Raw genomic sequence first — 20753 nt, 5'->3', positions numbered from 1 at the left:
TGCGTTTCCGACTCTATCAGATCTTTTTCCGATCCGATTTCCTCGGTGCTTTCCAGGTTCCCGCTCTCGCGTTTCCCTTTCCGGCGCTTCCGACTCTATCAGATCCTTTCGGCCCTGATTCCCAGCCAGAGGGGGGTTGTCTTCCCGGCTGATTGGGCCGTTCCGACGAGTGAGACTTTAGCGGATTCCCTGCTCCCGAAGCCAATCGGGGGCTGCGTCCTTTCGAACGCGGATTCCTCATTCCGTAAATACGCACGCCAATCAAGCAACGACAGACAGAGTGACTGTTCGTCGAGTGGTGGTTGGTACTTGCGGAGTGGCTGTCCGGGGACCGACCGGAGTCGGCGCTCACGTCGGACAACCCGGAGAACACTACGTATGGGCAGGGGGCGTGTCAACTCCCCCACGTCCGGCACTCTCGGGGCGTACTGTGGAGGCATGACTACGCGTACGTGCACCCAGCTGTGGTGGGCCGCCTGACGGCGGCCGTGCTCACGTATGCATGAAACGGCCGCCGCCTCGGCGGCCGTTGGTGTTTCTCCCTCCGCAGCTCCGAGGGTCGGCCGCCCGGGCGGTGGCCACGACCTGGAGGTGGAGTGGAATGAAGCGGGTCTTCAGCGGGATCAAGCCCACCGGGCATCTGACGCTGGGTAACTACTTGGGGGCCATGCGGCGGTGGGCCGCGGTCGATCAGCACCAGGCGGACGCGCTGTTCTGTGTCGTCGACCTGCACGCGCTGACCGTGGACCACGATCCGGCCCGGGTGCGCAGGCTCAGTCGGCAGACGGCGACGCTGTTGCTCGCGGCGGGGCTGGATCCGGACCTGTGCACCGTGTTCGTACAGAGTCATGTGGACGAACACACGCGGCTGTCGTACGTGCTGGAGTGCGTGGCGACCGACGGTGAGATGCGGCGGATGATCCAGTACAAGGAGAAGGCCGCGCGGGAGCAAGCCCGGGGCGGGAGCGTGCGGCTGTCGTTGCTGACGTATCCCGCGCTGATGGCGGCGGACATCCTGGCGTACGGGAGTGAAGAGGTGCCGGTCGGGGACGACCAGACGCAGCACGTGGAGCTGACGCGGGATCTGGCGGTGCGGTTCAACCAGCGGTACGGGCAGACGTTCGTGGTGCCTCGGGCGACGCATCCGGGGGTGGCGGCGCGGGTGATGAATCTGCAGGAGCCGACGTCGAAGATGGGGAAGAGCGACGACGTGGGACCCGGGGTCGTCTATCTGCTGGATGAGCCGGACGTGGTGCGGAAGAAGGTCATGCGGGCCGTCACCGACAGTGGGCGCGAGGTCGTGTACGACAGAGAGGAGCGGCCCGGGCTCGCGAATCTGCTGGAGATTCTCGCTGCTTGTACCGGTGGGGAGCCGGAGGAGCTGAGCCGCGCGTACACGTCGTACGGCGATCTCAAGAAGGACACCGCCGAGGCCGTGGTCGAGGTGCTGCGGCCACTGCGGGAGCGGCACCGGGAGCTGTGCGCTGACCCCTCTTATGTGGACGGGGTGCTGAGGGCGGGTGCCGAGAGGGCGCGGGGGATGGCGCGCCCGGTCGTGGACGCGGCTTATCGCGCGATCGGGCTGTTGCCGCCGGTCGTGGAGCCGGCGCTGAACGCGGCTCGGTAGGCGCGCGGGCTGGTGGCGAGGCGCGATGCGAAGTGCTGGCGCATCGTGACCTCGCTGCCGAAGCCGGCGCGGCGGGCGACCTCGGGCATGGGGAGGTCGGTGCGTTCGAGGAGTTTCTGGGCGGCGGCGAGGCGCTGGTCCAGGAGCCAGCGCAGGGGGGTCGTGCCCGTGGTGGCCGTGAAATGACGGGCGAAGGAGCGCGGGGACATCCCCGCGTGGGCGGCCAGGTCGGCGACCGTGAGGGGTTCGTGCAGGTGGCGCAGGGCGTGTTCGCGTACGGCGGCGAGGGCGTCGGCGTCGCGGTCCGCCCGGGGGGTGGGGTGCTCGATGAACTGGGCCTGGGTGCCGGTGCGGAAGGGGGCCGTGACCATCGAGCGGGCGATGGTGGCGGCCGCCTCGGCGCCGTGGGCGCGGCGGACGAGATGGAGGCAGAGGTCGATGCCTGCCGCGGTGCCGGCGGCGGTCCAGATGTTGTCGTCCTCGACGAACAGGGCGTCGGGGACCACGCCGACCTGGGGGTGGTGGGTACGCAGGAGGTCGACGAGGTTCCAGTGGGTGATGGCGCGGCGGCCGTCGAGGAGGCCGGCCTGGGCGAGGGTGAAGGCGCCGCCGCAGAGGGCGGCGATGGTGGTGCCGCGGGCGTGGGCGCGGCGGAGGGCGTCGAGGACGGGGGCCGGTGCGGGGGTCACGTGGTCGTCGAGGCCGGGGACGACGATGAGGTCGGCCTGGCGCAGCCAGGTGAGGGCGCGGTCGGGGAGGAGGGCGAGGCCGCCGCGCATCGTGATGGGGGTGGTGGTGTCGGCGGCGACCCGGCGCAGGTCGAAGGCGGGGACCCCGCGGTCGGTGCGGTCGGTGCCCCAGACCTCGGTGATGACGGAGACGTCGAAGGCGCGGATGCCGGGAAAGGCGACGAGGGCGATGCGGTGGGTGCCGGCCGTGGGTGGCATGGGTGGCAGTAAACCATCGACCGGTGACTTTTGTAGATCTGGGGTGGTGTGTGTCCAGGCGGCAGGATCGTGGGCATGGACATCGCGGAGAGCGCAGCACTGGTGGTCGTGGACGTGCAGAAGGGCTTCGAGGAGGCCGGCTTCTGGGGGCCGCGGAACAACCCGGGGGCCGATGACAACATCGCGGAGCTGATCGACGTATGGCAGTCGACCGGGCGGCCGGTCGTCTTCGTGCGGCATGACTCGCCGAAGCCTCAGTCGCCGCTTCGGCCGGGATACGAGGGGAACGACCTGAAGGATTACGTGGAGGAGCGGCGTGGGAAGGGGGCGGGGGCCGAGCTGTTCGTGACGAAGACCGTGAACTCGGCCTTCCTCGGGACGCCGGATCTGGGGGCCTGGTTGACGGCGGAGGGGATCCGGCAGGTCGTGGTGGTCGGGATCCAGACCAACATGTGCGTGGAGACGACGGCCCGGATGGGCGGGAACCTCGGGTACGACGTGGTGGTGCCGTACGACGCGACGTACACCTTCGACCTGGAGGGGCCGTTCGGCTGGCGGCGTAGTGCGGACGAGGTCGCGCAGGCGTCGGCGGTGTCGCTGCACGGGGGCGGGTTCGCGCGGGTGGTGACGACGGAGGAGGTCGTGGGCGCGGCGGGCCTCTGACCGCGCCCGGCGGGTCTCAGTCCTTCTTGCCGGAGGCCAGCTCGCGGCTGCGGTCGCGGGCGGCCTCCAGTGCGGCGATCAGGGCGGCCCGTACGCCGTGGTTCTCGAGTTCGCGGATGGCGTTGATGGTCGTGCCCGCGGGGGACGTGACGTTCTCGCGGAGCTTGACCGGGTGTTCGCCGCTGTCGCGGAGCATCGTCGCGGCGCCGATGGCGGACTGGACGATCAGGTCGTGGGCCTTGTCGCGGGGGAGGCCGAGCAGGATGCCCGCGTCGGTCATGGCTTCGACGAGGTAGAAGAAGTACGCCGGGCCGGAGCCGGAGAGGGCGGTGCAGGCGTCCTGCTGGGACTCGGGGACGCGGAGCGTCTTGCCGACGGCGCCGAAGATCTCCTCCGCGTGGCTGAGGTGGTCGGCGGTGGCGTGGCTGCCGGCGGAGATGACCGACATCGCCTCGTCGACCAGGGCGGGGGTGTTCGTCATGACGCGGACGACGGGGGTGCCGGCGGCGAGGCGTTCCTCGAAGAAGGCGGTGGGGATGCCTGCCGCGCCGCTGATGACCAGGCGGTCGGCGGGGACGTGAGGGGCGAGTTCGTCGAGGAGGGTGCCCATGTCCTGCGGCTTCACCGTGAGGATCAGGGTGTCGGCGGTCTTGGCGGCTTCCGGGTTGGTGACCGGGGTGACTCCGTAGCGGGCGCGGAGTTCTTCGGCTCGTTCGGGGCGGCGGGCGGTGACCAGGAGGTCGGCGGGGGGCCAGCCGCCGCGGAGCATGCCGCTCAGGAGGGCTTCGCCGATCTTGCCGGTGCCTAGGACTGCGACTTTCTGGGTCATGTGGTTCATCCTCGCACCGGTGCGTTCTGCGTGCGGGTGGGTGTCCGGTGGGCGGAACTGGGCTGGTGGGCGGGGGTGGGGGTGGGGGGACCGAGCGCGCCGGGCGGGCATGCGGCTAGGCGGTCCTGCGCCTCAAGGTCGCCGCGCCCAGGGTCAGGACCAGTAGCGCGCAGCCCGCGACGATCAAGGCGTCCCGTACGAAGGTGGCTGTCATGTCCGTGTGCCTCAGGACCTCGTTCATGCCGTCGACGGCGTAGGACATGGGGAGGACGTCGGAGATGGTTTCCAGGGCGGGGTGCATGTTGTCGCGGGGGGTGAAGAGGCCGCAGAGGAGGAGTTGGGGGAAGATCACGGCCGGCATGAACTGGACGGCCTGGAATTCGGTGGCCGCGAACGCGGAGACGAAGAGGCCGAGGGCGGTGCCGAGGAGGGCGTCGAGCAGGGCCACCAGGAGCAGGAGCCAGGGGCTGCCCGTGACGTCCAGGCCCAGGATCCAGACGGCGAGGCCCGTGGCCAGTGCCGACTGGACGACGGCGAGGGTGCCGAAGGCGAGGGCGTAGCCGGCGATGAGGTCGCCCTTGCCGAGGGGCATGGCGAGGAGGCGTTCGAGGGTGCCCGAGGTGCGTTCGCGCAGGGTGGCGATGGAGGTCACCAGGAACATCGTGATCAGGGGGAAGATCCCGAGGAGTGAGGCGCCGATGCTGTCGAAGGTGCGGGGGCTGCCGTCGAAGACGTAGCGGAGCAGGAACAGCATCACGCAGGGGATGAGGATCAGCAGCGCGATGGTGCGGGGGTCGTGGGTGAGCTGGCGGAGGACCCGGGCCGCGGTCGCGGTGGTGCGGGCCGCGCTCAGGGCCCTCGGCGGGGTGGGGCTGAGCTTGTGGGTGTCGGTGGGGGTCATCGGGTCGTCTCCTTCGTGCGTGTTGCCGCCTTCGCCTCGTCGACCAGGTGGAGGAAGGCCTCCTCGACCGTGGCCGCGCCGGTGCGGGTGCGCAGGGCGTCCGGTGTGCCGTCGGCGAGGATCTCGCCCTGGCGCATGAGGAGGAGGCGGTGGCAGCGCTCGGCCTCGTCCATGACGTGGGAGGAGACGAGGAGGGTCGCTCCGCGGGTGGTCGCGATGTCGTGGAAGAGGTTCCAGAGGTCGCGGCGCAGGACGGGGTCGAGGCCGACGGTGGGTTCGTCGAGGACGAGGAGTTCGGGGGTGCCGAGGAGGGCCACGGCGAGGGAGACGCGGCCTCGTTGGCCGCCGGAGAGGTTGCCGGCGAGGGCGTCGGCGTGGGTGGCGAGGTCGACGTCGGCGATGGCCCGGGTGACGTCTTCGGCGCGGCGGTCGGCGGCTGCTCGGCCAGGGTTCAGGATCGCGGCGAAGTAGTCCAGGTTCTGTCGGACCGTCAGGTCGTCGTAGACGGACGGGGCCTGGGTGACGTAGCCGATGCGGGTGCGCAGGGTGGGGTGGCCGGCGGGGCGGCCGAGGACGTCGAGGGTGCCGGTGACCTTGGCCTGGGTGCCGACGACGGAGCGCATGAGGGTGCTCTTGCCGCAGCCGGAGGGGCCGAGGAGGCCGGTGATCTGGCCGCGCGGGACGGTGAAGTCGAGGTGGCGCAGAACGGTTCGGGGGCCGCGGACGACGGTGAGGTTCTCGGCGTGTACGGCGGGGGTTTCCGGGGGCTCGGGGGGCGGGGAGGACGAGCCGCGAGAGTAATTCATCATGTGATGAATAATGCGCTCGGAGCGGAACGCCGTCAAGGGGTGCGCGGGGTGGCGCAGGCGCGTGGCGGAGTGATCGGAAGGGGACGTTCCGGATCGAGTGCTTCCACATGGAGGTGTCGGTGCGGCGGAACTGTCGCCCCGGACGCTTCCGTTCCCGACAATGGATTTCAGTTCGCCGTGCCTTCCCCCGGGCCGGCGCCCACGCATCTCCCGTCGCTCACCGGAGGTGCTGTCATGCGCTGTGCCGTAGGCAAAGCCGATCTGTCCGCTTCTCTCGTCGTCTTCTTCGTCGCGCTGCCGTTGTGCGTCGGCGTCGCCATGGCCTCCGGTGTGCCCGCCGAGCTGGGGCTGGTCACCGGGATCGTCGGCGGGCTGGTCGCCGGGGCGTTGCCCGGGAGCAGCCTGCGGGTCAGCGGGCCTGCGGCGGGGCTGACCGTGCTGGTGTACGAGGCCGTGCGGGCGTACGGCCCGGAGGTGCTCGGCGTGGTGGTGTGCGCGGCCGGGCTGGTGCAGCTCGGGCTGGGGGCGATGCGGCTCGGCCGGTGGTTCCGGGCGGTGTCCGTGGCCGTCGTGCAGGGGATGTTCGCCGGGATCGGGCTCGTGCTGGTCGCCGGGCAGATGTACGCGCTCGGGGACGCGACGGCTCCCGGGGGCGGGCTCGGGAAGATCGCCGGTCTGGTGTCGCTGCCCGGGCGGGTGGATCCGGTGGCGTTGTCAGTGGGGGGTGCCACGATGGCCGTACTGCTGCTGTGGTCGCGGTGGCGTCGGGGGGCTCGGCTGGTGCCGGGGCCGTTGGTCGCGGTGGCGTCGGCGGCGGCGGTGACCGGTGTGTTCGACCTGGAGGTGCGGCGGGTCGAGGTGCGCGGGCTGCTGGATGCCGTGCGGGTGCCGGAGTTGGCGGATGTCGGGCGGCTGACGGAAGTGGGGGTGATCGGGACGGTCGTGGCGTTCGCGCTGATCGCGTCGGCGGAGTCGCTGTTCAGTGCGGCGGCGGTGGACCGGCTGCACGGGGGGACACGGACGGACTACGACCGGGAGTTGATGGCGCAGGGGGCCGGGAACGCCGTGTGCGGGCTGTTGGGGGCGCTGCCCATGACGGCCGTCATCGTGCGCAGTGCTGCGGGGTGTCCCCCCTCTGGGGGAGTGCAGGCGGGGGCGCGGACCAAGGCGTCGCGGGTGCTGCACGGGGGGTGGCTGCTGCTGTTCACGGTGGTGGTGCCCGGGGTGCTCGGGCTGATTCCGGTGGCGGCGCTGGCCGGGCTGCTCGTGCACGCGGGGTGCGGGCTCGTGCCGGTGCGGGAGGTGCGGGTGTGGTGGAGCGGGCACCGCGGGGAGGTCGTGGTGCTCGGGGTGACGGCGGTGGCGATCGTCCTGGGGAACCTGTTCGAGGGGGTGCTGGTCGGGCTGGCGCTGGCGGTGGCGAAGACCGCGTGGGACACCAGCCATGTGCATGTGGAGACCGAGGACCGGGGGGAGGCCGGGATCGTCGTACGGGTGCTGGGCCATGCGACGTTCCTGCGGCTGCCGAAGCTGCTCGACGCGTTGGACGCGCTGCCGGGTGACCGGGAGGTGCGGCTGGAGCTGGGCGGGCTGCGGCATGTCGACCACGCGTGTGCGACGGCCCTGGAGGGGTGGGCCGCCGCGCGGCGCGGACGTCAGGGGGTGGCGACGATCAGCAGGACGTCGTAGACCTCCTCGACCTCGCCGTTCGGGAATTCCTTCAGAAGGTGCTCGCGCTCGCGGGCGAGGAAGTCCTTCGTGGCCGACTCGCCCTGCACGAGGAAGATCGAGTGGCTGCCTATGTTGGCGAGGTGCCGGTCGATGGGGACGCTGCGGCTCCAGCGGACGACGCGGTGCTCGTGGGCGGGGACGGTCGGCGCGCCCTCGAAGGCCTGTGCCGTCCTGCTCCTGGAGGCGCCCTGCGCGTTGCTGTACTCGCCGTTGAAGTGGTGCCTGATGCGCTCCGCCTGATCGATGATCCACGGCACGTCGACCGCGTGCATGTTCCACCACAGGGCCAGCGCGCCGCCCGGGCGCAGTACCCGCCGCGCCTCGGGCACCGCGCGGGCCGGATCGGTCCAGTGCCAGGCCTGGGCGTAGGTGAGGAGGTCGACGGAGGCGGTGGCGAGCGGGAGGGCGTTGCCGTCGCCGCGGACGAGCGGTACGTGCGGGAGGGAGCAGTGCAGCTGGGCCGCCATTCCGTCACCGGGCTCCACGGCGATCACGTCGGCGCCGCGGGCGTGCAGCAGGGCGGTCGCGATGCCCGTACCGGCGCCGATGTCCGCGACGCGGGCGCCTTCGAGGGGGCGGCCGGCCAGGTCCTCGATCGCGTCGAAGAGGGCGGACGGGTAGGAGGGGCGGTTCGCGGCGTACTGCGCCGCGGCGGCGTTGAAGGAGTGGGCACGGGTGGTGTGGGAGCTGGCCGTCATGGGGCCATGGTGGCCTGCGTGGAGGGCCGGAGAGGTGGGATTCCGGTGAGAAGACCGGGAGCGGGGACGGATATGGGGACGGACGTGGGGGCGGACGCGCGGGTTACTACCGGCGTCGGCGCTTCTTCGACGGGTTGCCCGAGCGGCGGACGGAGAGGCGTTCGTGCTCCTTGCGTGCCGTCTCGTACTCCTCGCGGAGGAGTTTCTCGCCGGGGGCCTCGGTGAGGGAGCGGAAGAAGTGGGCGAGGAGCGAGCCGACGAAGCCGATCGCGAGCAGGCCGCGCAGGGAGGCCTGACGGTCGGGGTCGGGACGCCTGCTGAAGCCGCCCCACGTGTGGGCGAAGGCGAGGGAGCTGCAGACGGCGAACATCACGACGACGAGGAGCGTGACCAGGCTGCCGGTGCCGGCGATGCTCAGGCCTTCGAACGCGAAGCGGAGGACCAGGCAGGAGGCGACGGCCGCGGCGAGCGAGCCCACGGCCACGCCGACGCGGCGGGCGGTGTAGCCGTTGTCGTGGTTCACCCAGGTGGTGCCGAAGAAGCGCAGGGGCTCGGGGCGGGGGCCGGTGGGGGCGGCCGGAGAGCCCGCGCGGGTGTCCGGGGTGCCGGTTTCGTCGCTCACGGGTCGATTATGGCTCTGGTGTGCGAGCCGCCGTGGCGCAGGCTCCCCTGTCGACCGGGGATGCCTGCGCCCTCGTACGCGGGTCAGCCGCAGCGCGACGTCACGTAGCCGTCGGCGCCCGTCTTGACGTACGCGTCGGAGACGAACTGGCCGCTGCCGATGTTGTCCCAGATGTTCGACGTGCCGTACGGGCCGGCGACCGTCGTGCCCGGGGTCTGGCAGTAGATCGGCACGTTGGCGCCCTCGGCGAGGGTGCGGACGATGCCGTACTGGGTGCCGGGGCCGCTGCGGACGTTGAGGTGGATGCCCGGGGCCACCGGGTAGTAGTGGACGGCCGCCGCCGCGACCGCCGTGGCGCCCTCGACGGCTTCTCTGTCTTCTCTCTCTTCCACGTGCTCGACAGACATGTGAATCTCCCCCCGTTGAACCCATGACCGACATGGGATCCCGTTGATTCCCCTGAAACGCGACATGAAACACATGTGCGCAACTCGTACGCGGAGGCTAGCAAGTCGTCTCGGTCTCGTACGAGTCATCGACTAGGCTCCGTGCGTCGCGCGCGCGGACGAACAGCACGGGGGTGGTCCCATGGCGCCACGGCAGGACAGCGGGGCGGGCGCGGAAGCGGAACTTCCCGAGTACGCCGGTCACTACCGTCTGGACTCGTGTCTGGGCTCCGGTGGCATGGGGGTCGTCCACCTGGCCCGCAGCACCTCGGGCCTGAAGCTCGCGGTGAAGGTCGTGCACGCCCAGTTCGCCATGGACCCCGAGTTCAGGGGGCGGTTCCGGCAGGAGGTCGGCGCCGCGCGGAGGGTCAGCGGCGCCTTCACCGCGCCCGTCGTCGACGCCGACCCGGAGGCCGAACGGCCCTGGATGGCCACGCTGTTCATCCCGGGGCCGACCCTCTCCGAGCATGTGAAGCGGAACGGTCCGATGGCGCCCGCCCAGTTGCGCCGGCTGATGGCCGGGCTCGCCGAGGCGCTGCGGGACATCCACCGGGTCGGTGTCGTGCACCGGGACCTCAAGCCCAGCAACGTGCTGCTCGCCGACGACGGGCCGAAGGTCATCGACTTCGGCATCTCGCGGCCCACGGACAGTGAACTGCGCACGGAGACCGGGAAGTTGATCGGCACTCCGCCGTTCATGGCGCCGGAGCAGTTCCGGCGGCCGAGGGAGGTCGGGCCGGCCGCCGACATCTTCGCGCTCGGGTCGGTGCTGGTGCACGCGGCGACGGGGCGCGGGCCGTTCGACTCCGACAGCCCGTACGTCGTCGCCTACCAGGTCGTGCACGACGAGCCGGACCTCACCGGCGTCCCGGAGAGCCTCGCGCCGCTGGTACTGCGCTGCCTCGCCAAGGAGCCCGAGGAGCGGCCCACGCCGGACGAGTTGATGCGCGAACTGCGGTCGGTGGCTGCGTCGTACGACACGCAGGCGTTCATACCGGAACAGCGGTCCGTCCCCGTCGAGACCGAGGCCGGGCGCGAGGACGAGATCGACGTCGCGGGCGAGATCCGGGTCGCGGGCGCGATCGACGCGCCGGGGCGGCCGGAGCCCGGGAGCGAGCGGCACCGGAGTGTCGGCGGGTGGCTGCGCAGGAAGGCGGTGCTCGCCGCCGGTGCGACCGTGTTGGTCGTGGGCGGTGTGCTCGGCTCGGTGCAGTGGTTCGGTGCGGAGGCGAGCGCGCCGAGGCCCGCCGCGCCGAAGGCGGTGGCGGCCGCGTTCCGGGCGTGGGAGGTGAAGCCGGTCTCCGCGGCTCGCGGTCTGCGGCAGTGCTCCCACGGCGCCGGGAAGCTGCTGTGCGCGCAGCCCGGGCTGGTCTTCGCGCTCGATCCGGCCGACGGTTCCCTGCTGTGGAAGCACGCCTCCGCCACCTCCCGCTACGACGGGCCGCCGGTCGTGGCGGGCGGGCTCGTACAGCCCTCGGTGAAGCACGGGCAGCGGCTGGAGGCGCTCGATCCGGCGTCGGGCAAGCCGCGGTGGCAGCGGAAGGTGCCTCCGTACAGCGGGATGCGGGTGGTCGGCCGCATGCTTCTGCTGACCGGCGCCGACGGGACCGTGACCGGCGTGGACGCCGCTTCGGGCGACACGAAGTGGAAGCGGGCGGTGCCGGGGCAGGCGACGCCGGCGTTCTTCTCCTTCGCCGGGGACCCGCTCGCCTACACGGTGAGCGGCAGCGTCGACGGGAAGCGGACACGGGTCACGGCGCTGGACCCGGCCACCGGGGACGTGCGCTGGGAGGCGCAGCTCGAGGGGACGCTGAATCCGGTCGGCTCGCAGGACGGGTCGGTGTTCTTCCTGTCCATCGACAACGCCTTCCAGCGGGCGGACGCCGTCGTGCGCTACACCCCGGGGACGAAGGCCGCACGCCGGGTGAAGCTGCCGGTGCCCCGCCCGGACGCCCATGCGAGCGTGCGCGGGAACGTGGTGCACATCCTGTCGTTCGGTGGCTCGCTGGAGGCCGTGGACATCGACTCGGGCAAACGGCTGTGGCTTCTGGAGACGTCCATCAGCCGTGGCTCGGCACCGGTCGCCGACGCCGCTCATGTGTACGTCGCGGCGGCCGACGGGCGGCTGCTCGCCGTCGACGCCCGCACCGGCAGGCTCGTCGGGCAGACGCCGCCCCGGCTGGCCGCCGACGCCGACTCGGTCGCGGCCGCGCTGCCCGAGCCGGTGCTCTCCGCGGGGCGCGTCTTCGCGAGCGCGCCGGACGGCACGGTGTTCGGGGTGGACGCGCGGGATCCGGCCGGGTGGTGACGTGCGTGAGGGCCGCCCCGGTGGGGACGGCCCTCACGATGCCGATGCGTTGACGGTGCCTCAGCCCAGCTTGCTGACGTCCCGCACCGCGCCCTTGTCGGCGCTGGTCGCCATGGCGGCGTAGGCGCGCAGGGCGGCGGAGACCTTGCGGTCGCGGTTCTTCGGGGCGTAGACGCCGTTCAGGGCCTGCTCTCGGCGGGCCAGTTCCGCGTCGTCGACGAGCAGCTCGATCGAGCGGTTCGGGATGTCGATGCGGATGCGGTCGCCGTCCTCGACGAGGGCGATGGTGCCGCCGCCGGCCGCCTCGGGCGAGGCGTGGCCGATGGAGAGGCCGGACGTGCCGCCGGAGAAGCGGCCGTCGGTGATCAGCGCGCAGGTCTTGCCGAGGCCGCGGCCCTTCAGGTACGAGGTCGGGTAGAGCATCTCCTGCATACCGGGGCCGCCCTTGGGGCCCTCGTAGCGGATGACGACGACGTCGCCGTCGGTGATCTGCTTCAGCAGGATCTTCTCGACGGCCTCCTCCTGCGACTCGCAGACGACCGCCGGGCCCTCGAAGGTCCAGATCGACTCGTCGACGCCGGCCGTCTTCACCACGCAGCCGTCAACGGCGAGGTTGCCCTTGAGGACCGCGAGACCGCCGTCCTTGGAGTACGCGTGCTCGGCGGAGCGGATGCAGCCGCCCTCGGCGTCCTCGTCGAGGGCCTCCCAGCGCTCGGACTGGGAGAAGGCCTCGGCGGAGCGCACGCAACCCGGGGCCGCGTGCCACAGCTCGATCGCCTCGGGCGACGGGGAGCCGCCGCGCACGTCCCACGTCTTGAGCCAGTCGGCCAGGGACGGGCTGTGGACGGAGTGCACGTCCTCGTTCAGCAGGCCCGCGCGGTGCAGCTCGCCGAGCAGGGCGGGGATGCCGCCGGCGCGGTGCACGTCCTCCATGTAGTACGTGCGGTCCTTCGCGACGTTCGGAGCCACCTTGGCCAGGCAGGGGACCCGGCGGGAGACCGCGTCGATCTCGCCCAGGCCGAAGGGGACGCCCGCCTCCTGGGCCGCCGCCAGCAGGTGCAGGATCGTGTTGGTCGAGCCGCCCATCGCGATGTCGAGGGCCATCGCGTTCTCGAAGGCCGCGAAGGAGGCGACGCTGCGCGGCAGGACCGTCTCGTCGTCCTGCTCGTAGTAGCGGCGGGTGATGTCCATGACCGTGCGGGCCGCGTCGACGTACAGCCGCTTGCGGGCCGTGTGGGTGGCCAGGACCGAGCCGTTGCCGGGGAGGGAGAGGCCGATGGCCTCGGTGAGGCAGTTCATCGAGTTGGCGGTGAACATGCCGGAACAGGAGCCGCAGGTCGGACAGGCGTTCTCCTCGATACGGAGGATGTCCTCGTCCGAGATCTTGTCGTTCACCGCGTCGGAGATCGCGTCGACCAGGTCGAGCGTGCGGACCGTGCCGTCGACCAGCGTGGCCCGGCCGGACTCCATCGGGCCGCCGGAGACGAACACCGTGGGGATGTTCAGCCGCAGGGCCGCGTTGAGCATGCCCGGGGTGATCTTGTCGCAGTTGGAGATGCAGATCAGGGCGTCGGCGCAGTGGGCCTCGACCATGTACTCCACGCTGTCCGCGATCAGGTCGCGGGAGGGCAGGGAGTAGAGCATGCCGCCGTGGCCCATGGCGATGCCGTCGTCGACGGCGATCGTGTTGAACTCGCGCGGGATGCCGCCGGCCTCGACGATCGCCTCGCTGACGATCCGGCCGACCGGCTGGAGGTGGGTGTGGCCCGGGACGAACTCGGTGAAGCTGTTGGCGACCGCGATGATCGGCTTGCGGCCGATGTCCGCACCGGGTACACCGGAGGCGCGCATAAGGGCGCGGGCGCCCGCCATGTTGCGGCCGTGGGTGACTGTGCGGGACCTCAGCTCGGGCATCGTCGCTCGCTCCTTAGGGACTGCAGATTTCCAGGACTGCAGAGACTGCGATCAGAGACTTCTGACTTGTGTCGAGCGTACGCCGGTCATCCAGGGGGCGGACAGCTTGTCCGGAATGCGGGATGTACGTCTCATGATGGCCCACCGGGCTCAAGGGGCGGTCAGGTGTCCCTGGACCACCGGGGCCACCCGCGCGACGATCTGCTCCAGGTCCGCCGAGGCCAGCGGCTCCACCTTGATCACGTACCGCAGCATCGCGCACCCCACGAGCTGGGCGGCCGCGAGCTCGGCGCGCAGTTCCGCGTCGGGGAGGTCGAGCTGGGCGGCGATGCGGCGCAGCAGCTGGGTGGCGACCAGGCGGCGGAAGACGGCGGCCGCGGTCTCGTTGTTCACCGCGGACCGGACGATAGCCAGCAGGGGCTTACGGGTGGTGGGGTTCTCCCAGACGCCGAAGATGAAGCGGGTGAGCCGCTCCCCCACCCCCTCCAGCGGGCCGTCGGCGACCGTCTCGGGCGCGTTGAGTGCGGGCGCGAAGGCGACCTCGATCGCCGCCTCGAAGACCTGCTCCTTGGTGCCGAAGTAGTGGTGCACCAGCGCGGAGTCCACGTCGGCCGCCTTGGCGATGCCGCGCACGGACGTCTTGTCGTACCCACGCTCGGCGAACTCCTCGCGGGCCGCCGTCAGGATGCGGTCACGGGTGTCGGCGGCCTCCGTACGCGGGGGGCGGCCGCGGCGCCGGGCGGTGGCTCCGGTCATGACCGGGCACCTTCGCGCGGCGACGCTGCGGAGGCGGTGCTGTTCATCGCCGGGGCACCTTCGCGGGGCGGCGCTGCGGAAGCGGTGCCGTTCATCGCCGGGGCACCTTCGCTCCCGCGGCCAGGTGGAGGCGGGCGAAGGCCAGGGCTTCGGCGAGGTCGGCCTCGCGCTCCGCGCCGGACATGGCGCGGCGGGTGTTGACCTCGATGACGACGTGGCCGTCGAACCCGGTCACGGCGAGACGTTCCAGCAGCTCCGCGCAGGGCTGGTTGCCGCGGCCGGGGACGAGGTGCTCGTCCTTCGCCGACCCCTTGCCGTCCGCGAGGTGGACGTGTCCGAGACGGTCACCCATGCGGTCGACCATCTGGAGGGCGTCGGCGCGGGCCGTGGAGGAATGGCTGAGGTCGATCGTGAAGTGACGGTAGTCGTCCTTCGTCACGTCCCAGTCGGGGGCGTAGGCGAGCATCTCCCGGTCGCGGTAGCGCCAGGGATACATGTTCTCGACAGCGAACCGTACGTCCGTCTCGTTCGCCATCCGCCAGATCCCGGCGACGAAGTCACGCGCGTACTGGCGCTGCCAGCGGAACGGCGGGTGCACGACGACCGTGGAGGCGCCGAGCTTCTCCGCCGCCGTGCGGGCGCGCTGGAGCTTGACCCAGGGGTCGGTGGACCAGACGCGCTGCGTGATGAGCAGGCAGGGGGCGTGCACGGCGAGGATCGGGACCTGGTGGTAGTCGCTGAGTCTGCGCAGCGCGTCGATGTCCTGGCTGACCGGGTCGTTCCACACCATGATCTCGACGCCGTCGTAGCCCAGGCGCGCGGCGATCTCGAAGGCCGTCGCCGTCGACTCCGGGTAGACGGAAGCCGTCGAGAGGGCGACCTTCGCATCCGGGATCCGGACCACGTCCCTTGGTTCTGCCACGAGGGACAGCGTACGGGGTGGGGCCCGGGTGAGGCCGTGCTCCAGGGCGCCGTTGTGGCCGGACGCACACACCTTCGGGCCTCGGGAGCCGTTCACCGGACGCACGGACGACGGCAGGCGCGCGGCGAAACCGAGCGCATCGGGTGGAGCTCGATGTCGATCAGCCCACGTACTGACCGGCGACGCGGCGGACTGCACGGGTTCGGCCCGGCGACCGCGGAGGGGCGTTCCTTCGGGGGCGCCGGCCCGCGCCCCCGGGTGGCTACAGCGAGCCCATGTGATCAAGGCGCCGCAGTATCACGCCCTCGCGCAGGGCCCACGGGCAGATCTCCAGCGTTTCTATGCCGAAGAGGTCCATCGCGCCCTCGGCCACCAGGGCGCCCGCGAGGAGTTGGCCCGCGCGGCCCTCCGAGACGCCCGGCAGCTCCGCGCGCTGGGCGGTCGTCATGGCGGACAGGCGCGGTACCCAGGCCTCCAGGGACTCCCGCTTGAGATCGCGCTGGACGTACAGGCCCTCGGTGGAGCGGGCGGCGCCGGCGAGGCGGGCGAGCTGCTTGAAGGTCTTCGACGTGGCGACGACGTGGTCGGGGGCGCCGAAGCGGCTGAACTCGCCGACGGTACGAGCGATCTCGGTGCGTGCGTGCCGGCGCAGCGCCCGTATGTCCTCGGGGTCGGGCGGGTCGCCGGGCAGCCAGGCGGCGGTGAGCCGGCCCGCGCCCAGGGGCAGGGAGACCGCGGTGTCCGGCTCCTCGTCGATGCCGTAGGCGATCTCCAGGGAGCCGCCGCCGATGTCCAGGACCAGCAACTTCCCGACCGACCAGCCGAACCAGCGGCGGGCCGCGAGGAAGGTGAGCCGGGCCTCCTCCGCGCCGGTGAGGACCTGGAGCTCGACGCCGGTCTCGTCCTGCACGCGCGCGAGGACGTCGTCGGCGTTGCTGGCCTCGCGCACGGCGGAGGTCGCGAACGGCAGCAGGTCCTCGACGCCCTTGTCCTCGGCGGCCTGGAGCGACTCCTGGACGACCGAGATCAGTTTGTCGACCCCCTCGGGGCCGATGGCTCCGTCCCCGTCGAGGAGTTGGGCGAGGCGAAGTTCCGCCTTGTGCGAATGCGCGGGCAGCGGCCGTGCGCCGGGGTGCGCGTCCACCACCAGCAGATGCACCGTGTTCGATCCCACGTCGAGGACACCGAGTCTCATGGAGGGCACGCTACTGCCCGCGAGGCCGCGGGCAGTCCCCACTGCGGCCTTCGGCGACTTACCCTGGACGGGTGCCAAAGACGAAAAAGGCGAAGCCTGACAAATCCACCGGCGGTTCACCGAAGATGTCGAAGAAGGCCCTGGCCGCGGACGAGAAGGGCCTCGACTTCGCGCGCGCGTGGGTGGAGTTCCCGGATCCGGCGGACGACGAGCAGGTCTTCCGCTGCGATCTGACCTGGCTGACCTCTCGCTGGACCTGCATCTTCGGAAGCGGCTGCCAGGGCATCCAGGCGGGCCGCGCCGACGACGGCTGCTGCACGTTGGGGGCCCACTTCTCCGACGAGGACGACGAGAAACGCGTCGCCGAACATGTGGCGAGGCTCACTCCGGAGATCTGGCAGCACTACGACGAGGGCACGGAGAACGGCTGGGTCTCGAAGGACGACGAGGGTTCCCGCCAGACCCGCCCGTTCAACGGCTCCTGCATCTTCCAGAACCGGCCCGGCTTCGCCGGCGGCGCGGGCTGCTCGCTGCACATCCTGGCGCTGCGGGAGGGCCGCGAGCCGCTCGAGACCAAGCCGGACGTGTGCTGGCAGCTGCCGATCCGGCGCACCTACGACTGGATCGACCGGCCCGACGACACGCGGGTGCTCCAGGTGTCGATCGGCGAGTACGACCGCCGCGGCTGGGGCCCCGGCGGCCACGACCTCCACTGGTGGTGCACCTCGGCGACCTCGGCACACGGCGCCGGCGACCCGGTGTACGTGTCCTACCGCCCCGAACTGACCGAACTGATGGGCAAGGCCGGTTACGACCGTCTCGTGGAGCTGTGCGAGGCGCGACTGGCGTCGCAGCTGCCGCTGATGGCACCGCATCCGGCGGATCCGGATCCGGCGCGGCCGACGGCCGGTGGCGCCGATGGAGCCGGTGGGGCCTGAGGGGGCTGCGGGGGTGTAGGGCCGGTGGGGCCTTGGGGTGAGGGGCCGAGGGGCCGAGGGGGGCTCCGCCTCTCCCCTGCCCTTGTCAGGCCTCATCCCGACGGGCTCGGCTGGTCGCTCTCGCTCGGGGACGGTGTGGGGTCCGCCGTGGCGGGTGGGGTCGAGGTGTCGGGGGTGGGCTCCGGGGACTGTGGTGGGTGCGTCGGGGTGGGGGCCGTGGTGGGTGGGTTCGTGGGGCTCGGGTCCGGGTGGGGTGGGGGTGGGTCGCCGGGGTCGGTGGGCTGGGGGTGGGGGCCGGGGGCGGTGCCGTAGCCCTCGATGGAGATGACGGCGCCCGCCGGGGAGATCGCCACGCGCGCGCTCCAGTGCCCTGAGGGCTCGCGCAGGGCGTCGACGTACACCTTGATCGTCAACGATTCGCCGGGCCGGAGCGTTCCCGAGGACCGGCTCAGGTAGAGCCAGGGCGCCGAGGTGGACGCGGACCAGCGCACCGGCGCGTCACCGGTCGCGGTGAGGGTGACGAATGTGGTGTCGCCGCTGGTGCCGGCCTGAACGGAGAGGTGCCCCGCCCCCTTCCGGCCGGCGCGCGTGGCGCTGATCACCTCCACGGACACGTCGGGCTCGTCGCCCTTGCCGAGGCGGCGGCCGGGCTGGGTGCTGGCGTTGCCCGCGTTCTGGTAGCCGCCCACCGCCTCGCCGTCGAGGCTGTCGGGCCCCTGGAGCTCGCTCGCGCTGGCCGCGCGGCCGTCGGCGCCCTCGGCGGTCGGCGTGCCCCGGTAGGCGGCCCACAGGGCGAGCACGGGGGCGGCGACGACGGTGGCCACCACGGTCGTCGTGACGGCACGCGCGCGTAGGCGGTCCCTTCGGGCCGCGCGGTCCTTGGGGTCCATCGGGAAACCGCGCCGGTCGAAGCGCGGGACGCCGGCGCCCCGCGCGCGTGGGTGGTGCGCCAGGGCGCGGTGCAGCGCCGCACGGGGCGCCTCCAGGAGGGGCAGTTCGGCGGGCGTGACGCTGGCGCCGGGCCAGCGGCCGGGGACCGCGCGCTCGGCGGTGTGGCGGCAGCGCGGGCAGTCGTCGACGTGCCGGACGAGTTCGCGGCGCAGGGCCGAGCCGAGCACCAGTTGGTTGTCGCCGGTGAGGCGGGCCACGCTCGGACAGGTGCCGGTCTCCACGACGGCGAGGGCCGCGCGGGTGCGCTCGACCTCGCAGGCGGCGGAGGCGAGCAGGTCACGGGCGGCGGCGAGGTCCATGCCGAGGACGGCGGCGACCTCGTGGGCGGCCAGGTGGTGGCGCACGGCGAGTTCGAGTGCCTCACGCTGCTCGGGGGTCGTCCCCGCGGCCTCCGGCCAGGCGAGCCGGGCGAGTTCGCGCCGCCGCTCCTCCTGGACGTCGCCCGGGACGGACGGTCCCGCGGGCTGCGCGGCGGGCAGCCGGTGGGCACCGTGGCGGCCCGCCGCGTGGGTGGCCTGACGTTTCTGCTTGGCCTCGGCCAGCTTGCGCAGGCACGCCCAGCGGGCCATCGCGTACAGCCAGGCCCTGCGGTCGCCGGTGGCCTCCGGGAAGCGCTGCCCGCGCCGCTCGGCGAGCGCGAGGACGTCACCGAGGGCGGCGGTCGCCGCGTCGTGGTCGCACAGCACCGACAGGCAGTAGGTGAACAGGCCGTCCAGGTACGGCTCGTAGCGCGCGGGCGGCCGCTGTGCCACCGTGCGCGCCGCGCCCCGATCGCGCGCCTCGCGGTGCGCCCGGTGTGCGCCTGTGGTGCGGGTCGAAATCTCCGGACTGCTGCTCATCACCCGTGCGACCGTAGGTGGCGGGAGATGTCCCGTTCTCCCCCCTTGAGCACTTTTAATTCGTACGGGTGAAACGATCCCTCATACGGGGAGCGGAACGGTTTATTCCGCTGCTCGGACGTCCCTGAGGGCGCCCCGGGCGGCGGACGGAGCGGGCCGGGTGGGTCCCGGGGTGGGCCTCCGGGCGGGTTGCCGGGTGCCGCCCGCGTTGTCAGTGGCGGCGGTTACGGTTCGTCCATGGCTGCCCGTACGAAGACCACCAAGGACCGCCCGTCCTACCGCTGCACCGAGTGCGGCTGGCAGACGGCCAAGTGGCTCGGTCGCTGCCCCGAGTGCCAGGCCTGGGGGACGATCGAGGAGTACGGCGCGCCCGCGGTCCGTACGACGGCGCCCGGGCGGGTCACCAACTCCGCCCTGCCCATCGGCCAGGTCGACGGCCGCCAGGCGACCGCCCGCTCCACCGGTGTGCCGGAGCTGGACCGGGTGCTCGGCGGCGGGCTGGTGCCCGGCGCGGTGGTGCTGCTCGCGGGCGAGCCCGGCGTCGGCAAGTCGACGCTGCTGCTGGACGTGGCGGCCAAGGCGGCGAGTGACGAACATCGCACGCTGTATGTGACGGGTGAGGAGTCGGCGAGCCAGGTCCGGCTGCGCGCCGACCGCATCAAGGCCCTCGACGACCACCTGTATCTCGCCGCCGAGACCGATCTCTCCGCCGTGCTCGGCCACTTGGACGCGGTGAAGCCGTCGCTGCTGGTCCTCGACTCCGTGCAGACGGTGGCCTCCCCGGAGATCGACGGCGCGCCGGGCGGCATGGCGCAGGTGCGGGAGGTCGCGGGCGCCCTGATCCGGGCCTCCAAGGACCGCGGGATGTCCACACTCCTGGTGGGCCATGTCACCAAGGACGGCGCCATCGCCGGACCTCGCCTCCTGGAGCATCTCGTGGATGTCGTCCTGCACTTCGAGGGCGACCGGCACGCGCGCCTGCGTCTCGTGCGAGGCGTCAAGAACCGCTACGGCGCGACGGACGAGGTCGGCTGCTTCGAACTGCACGACGAGGGCATCACGGGCCTGGCCGACCCAAGTGGACTTTTCCTGACTCGTCGTGACGAACCGGTCCCCGGCACCTGCCTGACGGTCACCCTGGAGGGCCGCCGCCCCCTGGTCGCCGAGGTCCAGGCGCTCACGGTCGACTCACAGATCCCCTCCCCCCGGCGCACGACGTCCGGCCTGGAGACCTCCCGTGTCTCGATGATGCTGGCCGTGCTGGAGCAGCGGGGCCGGATCAGCGCTCTCGGCAAACGGGACATCTACTCGGCGACGGTCGGCGGCGTGAAGCTCTCGGAGCCGGCCGCGGACCTGGCGATCGCCCTCGCCCTGGCCTCCGCGGCCAGCGACACCCCCCTGCCGAAGAACCTCGTCGCGATCGGCGAGGTGGGCCTCGCGGGCGAGGTCAGACGGGTCACGGGCGTTCAGCGCCGGCTCGCGGAGGCGCACCGTCTGGGCTTCACGCACGCGCTCGTGCCGGGCGATCCGGGCAAGATCCCCGCCGGTATGAAGGTCCTGGAAGTCGCGGACATGGGGGACGCCCTGCGGGTGCTGCCGCGCTCCCGTCGGCGAGAGGCCCCACGGGACGCGGAGGAGCGCCGGTAGACTTTGCCCA

Annotated in this window: 18 protein-coding genes; 6 read left to right on the top strand and 12 right to left on the bottom strand. The window is 72.0% G+C overall.

Annotated elements, in window-relative coordinates:
- Window positions 1-601 precede the first annotated feature (601 nt).
- On the top strand, window positions 602-1627 hold the full coding sequence (gene trpS, locus ACGFNV_RS45240; RefSeq protein WP_393631357.1) for a tryptophan--tRNA ligase: 1026 nt from the start codon (window positions 602-604) through the stop codon (window positions 1625-1627).
- On the opposite strand, the gene ACGFNV_RS45235 is transcribed toward trpS, so the two are convergent.
- Window positions 1567-2574, bottom strand: a complete 1008-nt coding sequence (locus ACGFNV_RS45235; protein WP_393631355.1) for a GlxA family transcriptional regulator — start codon at window positions 2572-2574, stop codon at window positions 1567-1569. The genes trpS and ACGFNV_RS45235 overlap by 61 nt on opposite strands.
- Before the next feature lie 75 nt (window positions 2575-2649).
- Between ACGFNV_RS45235 and ACGFNV_RS45230 the strand changes: the two genes are divergently transcribed.
- The gene (locus tag ACGFNV_RS45230; RefSeq protein WP_393631353.1) at window positions 2650-3237 is read left to right on the top strand and encodes a cysteine hydrolase family protein; all 588 of its coding nucleotides are present in this window, start codon (window positions 2650-2652) and stop codon (window positions 3235-3237) included.
- Window positions 3238-3253: 16 nt separating this feature from the next.
- On the opposite strand, the gene proC is transcribed toward ACGFNV_RS45230, so the two are convergent.
- From proC to ACGFNV_RS45215, 3 genes are all read right to left on the bottom strand, one after another.
- The gene (proC, locus tag ACGFNV_RS45225) at window positions 3254-4066 is read right to left on the bottom strand and encodes a pyrroline-5-carboxylate reductase (RefSeq protein ID WP_133933380.1); all 813 of its coding nucleotides are present in this window, start codon (window positions 4064-4066) and stop codon (window positions 3254-3256) included.
- 115 nt (window positions 4067-4181) lie between these two features.
- Entirely contained in the window at window positions 4182-4967 is a 786-nt protein-coding gene (locus ACGFNV_RS45220) for an ABC transporter permease (protein WP_393631350.1), read from the bottom strand.
- The gene (locus tag ACGFNV_RS45215) at window positions 4964-5776 is read right to left on the bottom strand and encodes an ABC transporter ATP-binding protein (protein ID WP_393631348.1); all 813 of its coding nucleotides are present in this window, start codon (window positions 5774-5776) and stop codon (window positions 4964-4966) included. Before ACGFNV_RS45215 ends, ACGFNV_RS45220 begins: the two co-directional genes overlap by 4 nt.
- A 234-nt stretch (window positions 5777-6010) precedes the next feature.
- Between ACGFNV_RS45215 and ACGFNV_RS45210 the strand changes: the two genes are divergently transcribed.
- Complete coding sequence (locus ACGFNV_RS45210) at window positions 6011-7465, top strand: SulP family inorganic anion transporter (RefSeq protein WP_393631347.1); 1455 nt, start codon at window positions 6011-6013, stop codon at window positions 7463-7465.
- On the opposite strand, the gene ACGFNV_RS45205 is transcribed toward ACGFNV_RS45210, so the two are convergent.
- The 3 genes from ACGFNV_RS45205 to ACGFNV_RS45195 all read right to left on the bottom strand — a co-directional run bounded on the left by ACGFNV_RS45205 (window position 7432) and on the right by ACGFNV_RS45195 (window position 9234).
- Window positions 7432-8205: a class I SAM-dependent methyltransferase gene (locus tag ACGFNV_RS45205; RefSeq protein ID WP_393631346.1), complete on the bottom strand. Its 774-nt coding sequence runs from the start codon at window positions 8203-8205 to the stop codon at window positions 7432-7434. The genes ACGFNV_RS45210 and ACGFNV_RS45205 overlap by 34 nt on opposite strands.
- A gap of 106 nt (window positions 8206-8311) precedes the next feature.
- Window positions 8312-8827 (bottom strand): EamA/RhaT family transporter, encoded by a 516-nt coding sequence (locus tag ACGFNV_RS45200; protein ID WP_393631344.1) that lies wholly within the window; start codon window positions 8825-8827, stop codon window positions 8312-8314.
- A gap of 83 nt (window positions 8828-8910) precedes the next feature.
- Window positions 8911-9234: an SH3 domain-containing protein gene (locus tag ACGFNV_RS45195; RefSeq protein WP_393631342.1), complete on the bottom strand. Its 324-nt coding sequence runs from the start codon at window positions 9232-9234 to the stop codon at window positions 8911-8913.
- Window positions 9235-9415: 181 nt separating this feature from the next.
- Here ACGFNV_RS45195 and ACGFNV_RS45190 point away from each other — a divergent pair, with 181 nt between their 5' ends.
- Complete coding sequence (locus ACGFNV_RS45190; protein ID WP_393631340.1) at window positions 9416-11581, top strand: serine/threonine-protein kinase; 2166 nt, start codon at window positions 9416-9418, stop codon at window positions 11579-11581.
- A 60-nt stretch (window positions 11582-11641) separates the two neighbouring features.
- Here ACGFNV_RS45190 and ilvD read toward each other — a convergent pair whose 3' ends face one another.
- The 4 genes from ilvD to ACGFNV_RS45170 all read right to left on the bottom strand — a co-directional run bounded on the left by ilvD (window position 11642) and on the right by ACGFNV_RS45170 (window position 16368).
- On the bottom strand, window positions 11642-13495 hold the full coding sequence (gene ilvD / locus ACGFNV_RS45185) for a dihydroxy-acid dehydratase (protein WP_393631339.1): 1854 nt from the start codon (window positions 13493-13495) through the stop codon (window positions 11642-11644).
- Between the two features lie 150 nt (window positions 13496-13645).
- A complete protein-coding gene (locus tag ACGFNV_RS45180; protein WP_133933371.1) occupies window positions 13646-14251 on the bottom strand; it encodes a TetR family transcriptional regulator in 606 nt (201 codons plus the stop codon).
- A gap of 91 nt (window positions 14252-14342) precedes the next feature.
- Entirely contained in the window at window positions 14343-15173 is an 831-nt protein-coding gene (locus tag ACGFNV_RS45175) for a sugar phosphate isomerase/epimerase family protein (protein WP_393631337.1), read from the bottom strand.
- A gap of 262 nt (window positions 15174-15435) precedes the next feature.
- The gene (locus tag ACGFNV_RS45170) at window positions 15436-16368 is read right to left on the bottom strand and encodes a Ppx/GppA family phosphatase (protein ID WP_393631336.1); all 933 of its coding nucleotides are present in this window, start codon (window positions 16366-16368) and stop codon (window positions 15436-15438) included.
- A 71-nt stretch (window positions 16369-16439) separates the two neighbouring features.
- Here ACGFNV_RS45170 and ACGFNV_RS45165 point away from each other — a divergent pair, with 71 nt between their 5' ends.
- Window positions 16440-17306 (top strand): hypothetical protein, encoded by an 867-nt coding sequence (locus ACGFNV_RS45165; RefSeq protein ID WP_393631335.1) that lies wholly within the window; start codon window positions 16440-16442, stop codon window positions 17304-17306.
- Between the two features lie 92 nt (window positions 17307-17398).
- On the opposite strand, the gene ACGFNV_RS45160 is transcribed toward ACGFNV_RS45165, so the two are convergent.
- Window positions 17399-19096, bottom strand: a complete 1698-nt coding sequence (locus tag ACGFNV_RS45160; RefSeq protein ID WP_393631333.1) for a hypothetical protein — start codon at window positions 19094-19096, stop codon at window positions 17399-17401.
- 237 nt (window positions 19097-19333) lie between these two features.
- Between ACGFNV_RS45160 and radA the strand changes: the two genes are divergently transcribed.
- Window positions 19334-20743 (top strand): DNA repair protein RadA, encoded by a 1410-nt coding sequence (gene radA, locus ACGFNV_RS45155; protein WP_393631332.1) that lies wholly within the window; start codon window positions 19334-19336, stop codon window positions 20741-20743.
- The last annotated feature ends 10 nt before the right edge of the window (window positions 20744-20753 follow it).

Origin of the sequence: Streptomyces sp. NPDC048751 (assembly GCF_043198595.1) — a bacterium.
GTDB lineage: Bacteria > Actinomycetota > Actinomycetes > Streptomycetales > Streptomycetaceae > Streptomyces.
This window is presented reverse-complemented; position numbering and strand designations above follow the sequence as displayed.

Excerpts from the sequence above, each read along its gene's own strand:
- trpS (WP_393631357.1), top strand. The coding sequence starts at position 602 with ATGAAGCGGGTCTTCAGCGGGATCAAGCCCACCGGGCATCTGACGCTG.
- ACGFNV_RS45235 (WP_393631355.1), bottom strand. The coding sequence starts at position 2,574 with ATGCCACCCACGGCCGGCACCCACCGCATCGCCCTCGTCGCCTTTCCC.
- ACGFNV_RS45230 (WP_393631353.1), top strand. The coding sequence starts at position 2,650 with ATGGACATCGCGGAGAGCGCAGCACTGGTGGTCGTGGACGTGCAGAAG.
- proC (WP_133933380.1), bottom strand. The coding sequence starts at position 4,066 with ATGACCCAGAAAGTCGCAGTCCTAGGCACCGGCAAGATCGGCGAAGCC.
- ACGFNV_RS45220 (WP_393631350.1), bottom strand. The coding sequence starts at position 4,967 with ATGACCCCCACCGACACCCACAAGCTCAGCCCCACCCCGCCGAGGGCC.
- ACGFNV_RS45215 (WP_393631348.1), bottom strand. The coding sequence starts at position 5,776 with ATGATGAATTACTCTCGCGGCTCGTCCTCCCCGCCCCCCGAGCCCCCG.
- ACGFNV_RS45210 (WP_393631347.1), top strand. The coding sequence starts at position 6,011 with ATGCGCTGTGCCGTAGGCAAAGCCGATCTGTCCGCTTCTCTCGTCGTC.
- ACGFNV_RS45205 (WP_393631346.1), bottom strand. The coding sequence starts at position 8,205 with ATGACGGCCAGCTCCCACACCACCCGTGCCCACTCCTTCAACGCCGCC.
- ACGFNV_RS45195 (WP_393631342.1), bottom strand. The coding sequence starts at position 9,234 with ATGTCTGTCGAGCACGTGGAAGAGAGAGAAGACAGAGAAGCCGTCGAG.
- ACGFNV_RS45190 (WP_393631340.1), top strand. The coding sequence starts at position 9,416 with ATGGCGCCACGGCAGGACAGCGGGGCGGGCGCGGAAGCGGAACTTCCC.
- ilvD (WP_393631339.1), bottom strand. The coding sequence starts at position 13,495 with ATGCCCGAGCTGAGGTCCCGCACAGTCACCCACGGCCGCAACATGGCG.
- ACGFNV_RS45180 (WP_133933371.1), bottom strand. The coding sequence starts at position 14,251 with ATGACCGGAGCCACCGCCCGGCGCCGCGGCCGCCCCCCGCGTACGGAG.
- ACGFNV_RS45170 (WP_393631336.1), bottom strand. The coding sequence starts at position 16,368 with ATGAGACTCGGTGTCCTCGACGTGGGATCGAACACGGTGCATCTGCTG.
- ACGFNV_RS45160 (WP_393631333.1), bottom strand. The coding sequence starts at position 19,096 with ATGAGCAGCAGTCCGGAGATTTCGACCCGCACCACAGGCGCACACCGG.
- radA (WP_393631332.1), top strand. The coding sequence starts at position 19,334 with ATGGCTGCCCGTACGAAGACCACCAAGGACCGCCCGTCCTACCGCTGC.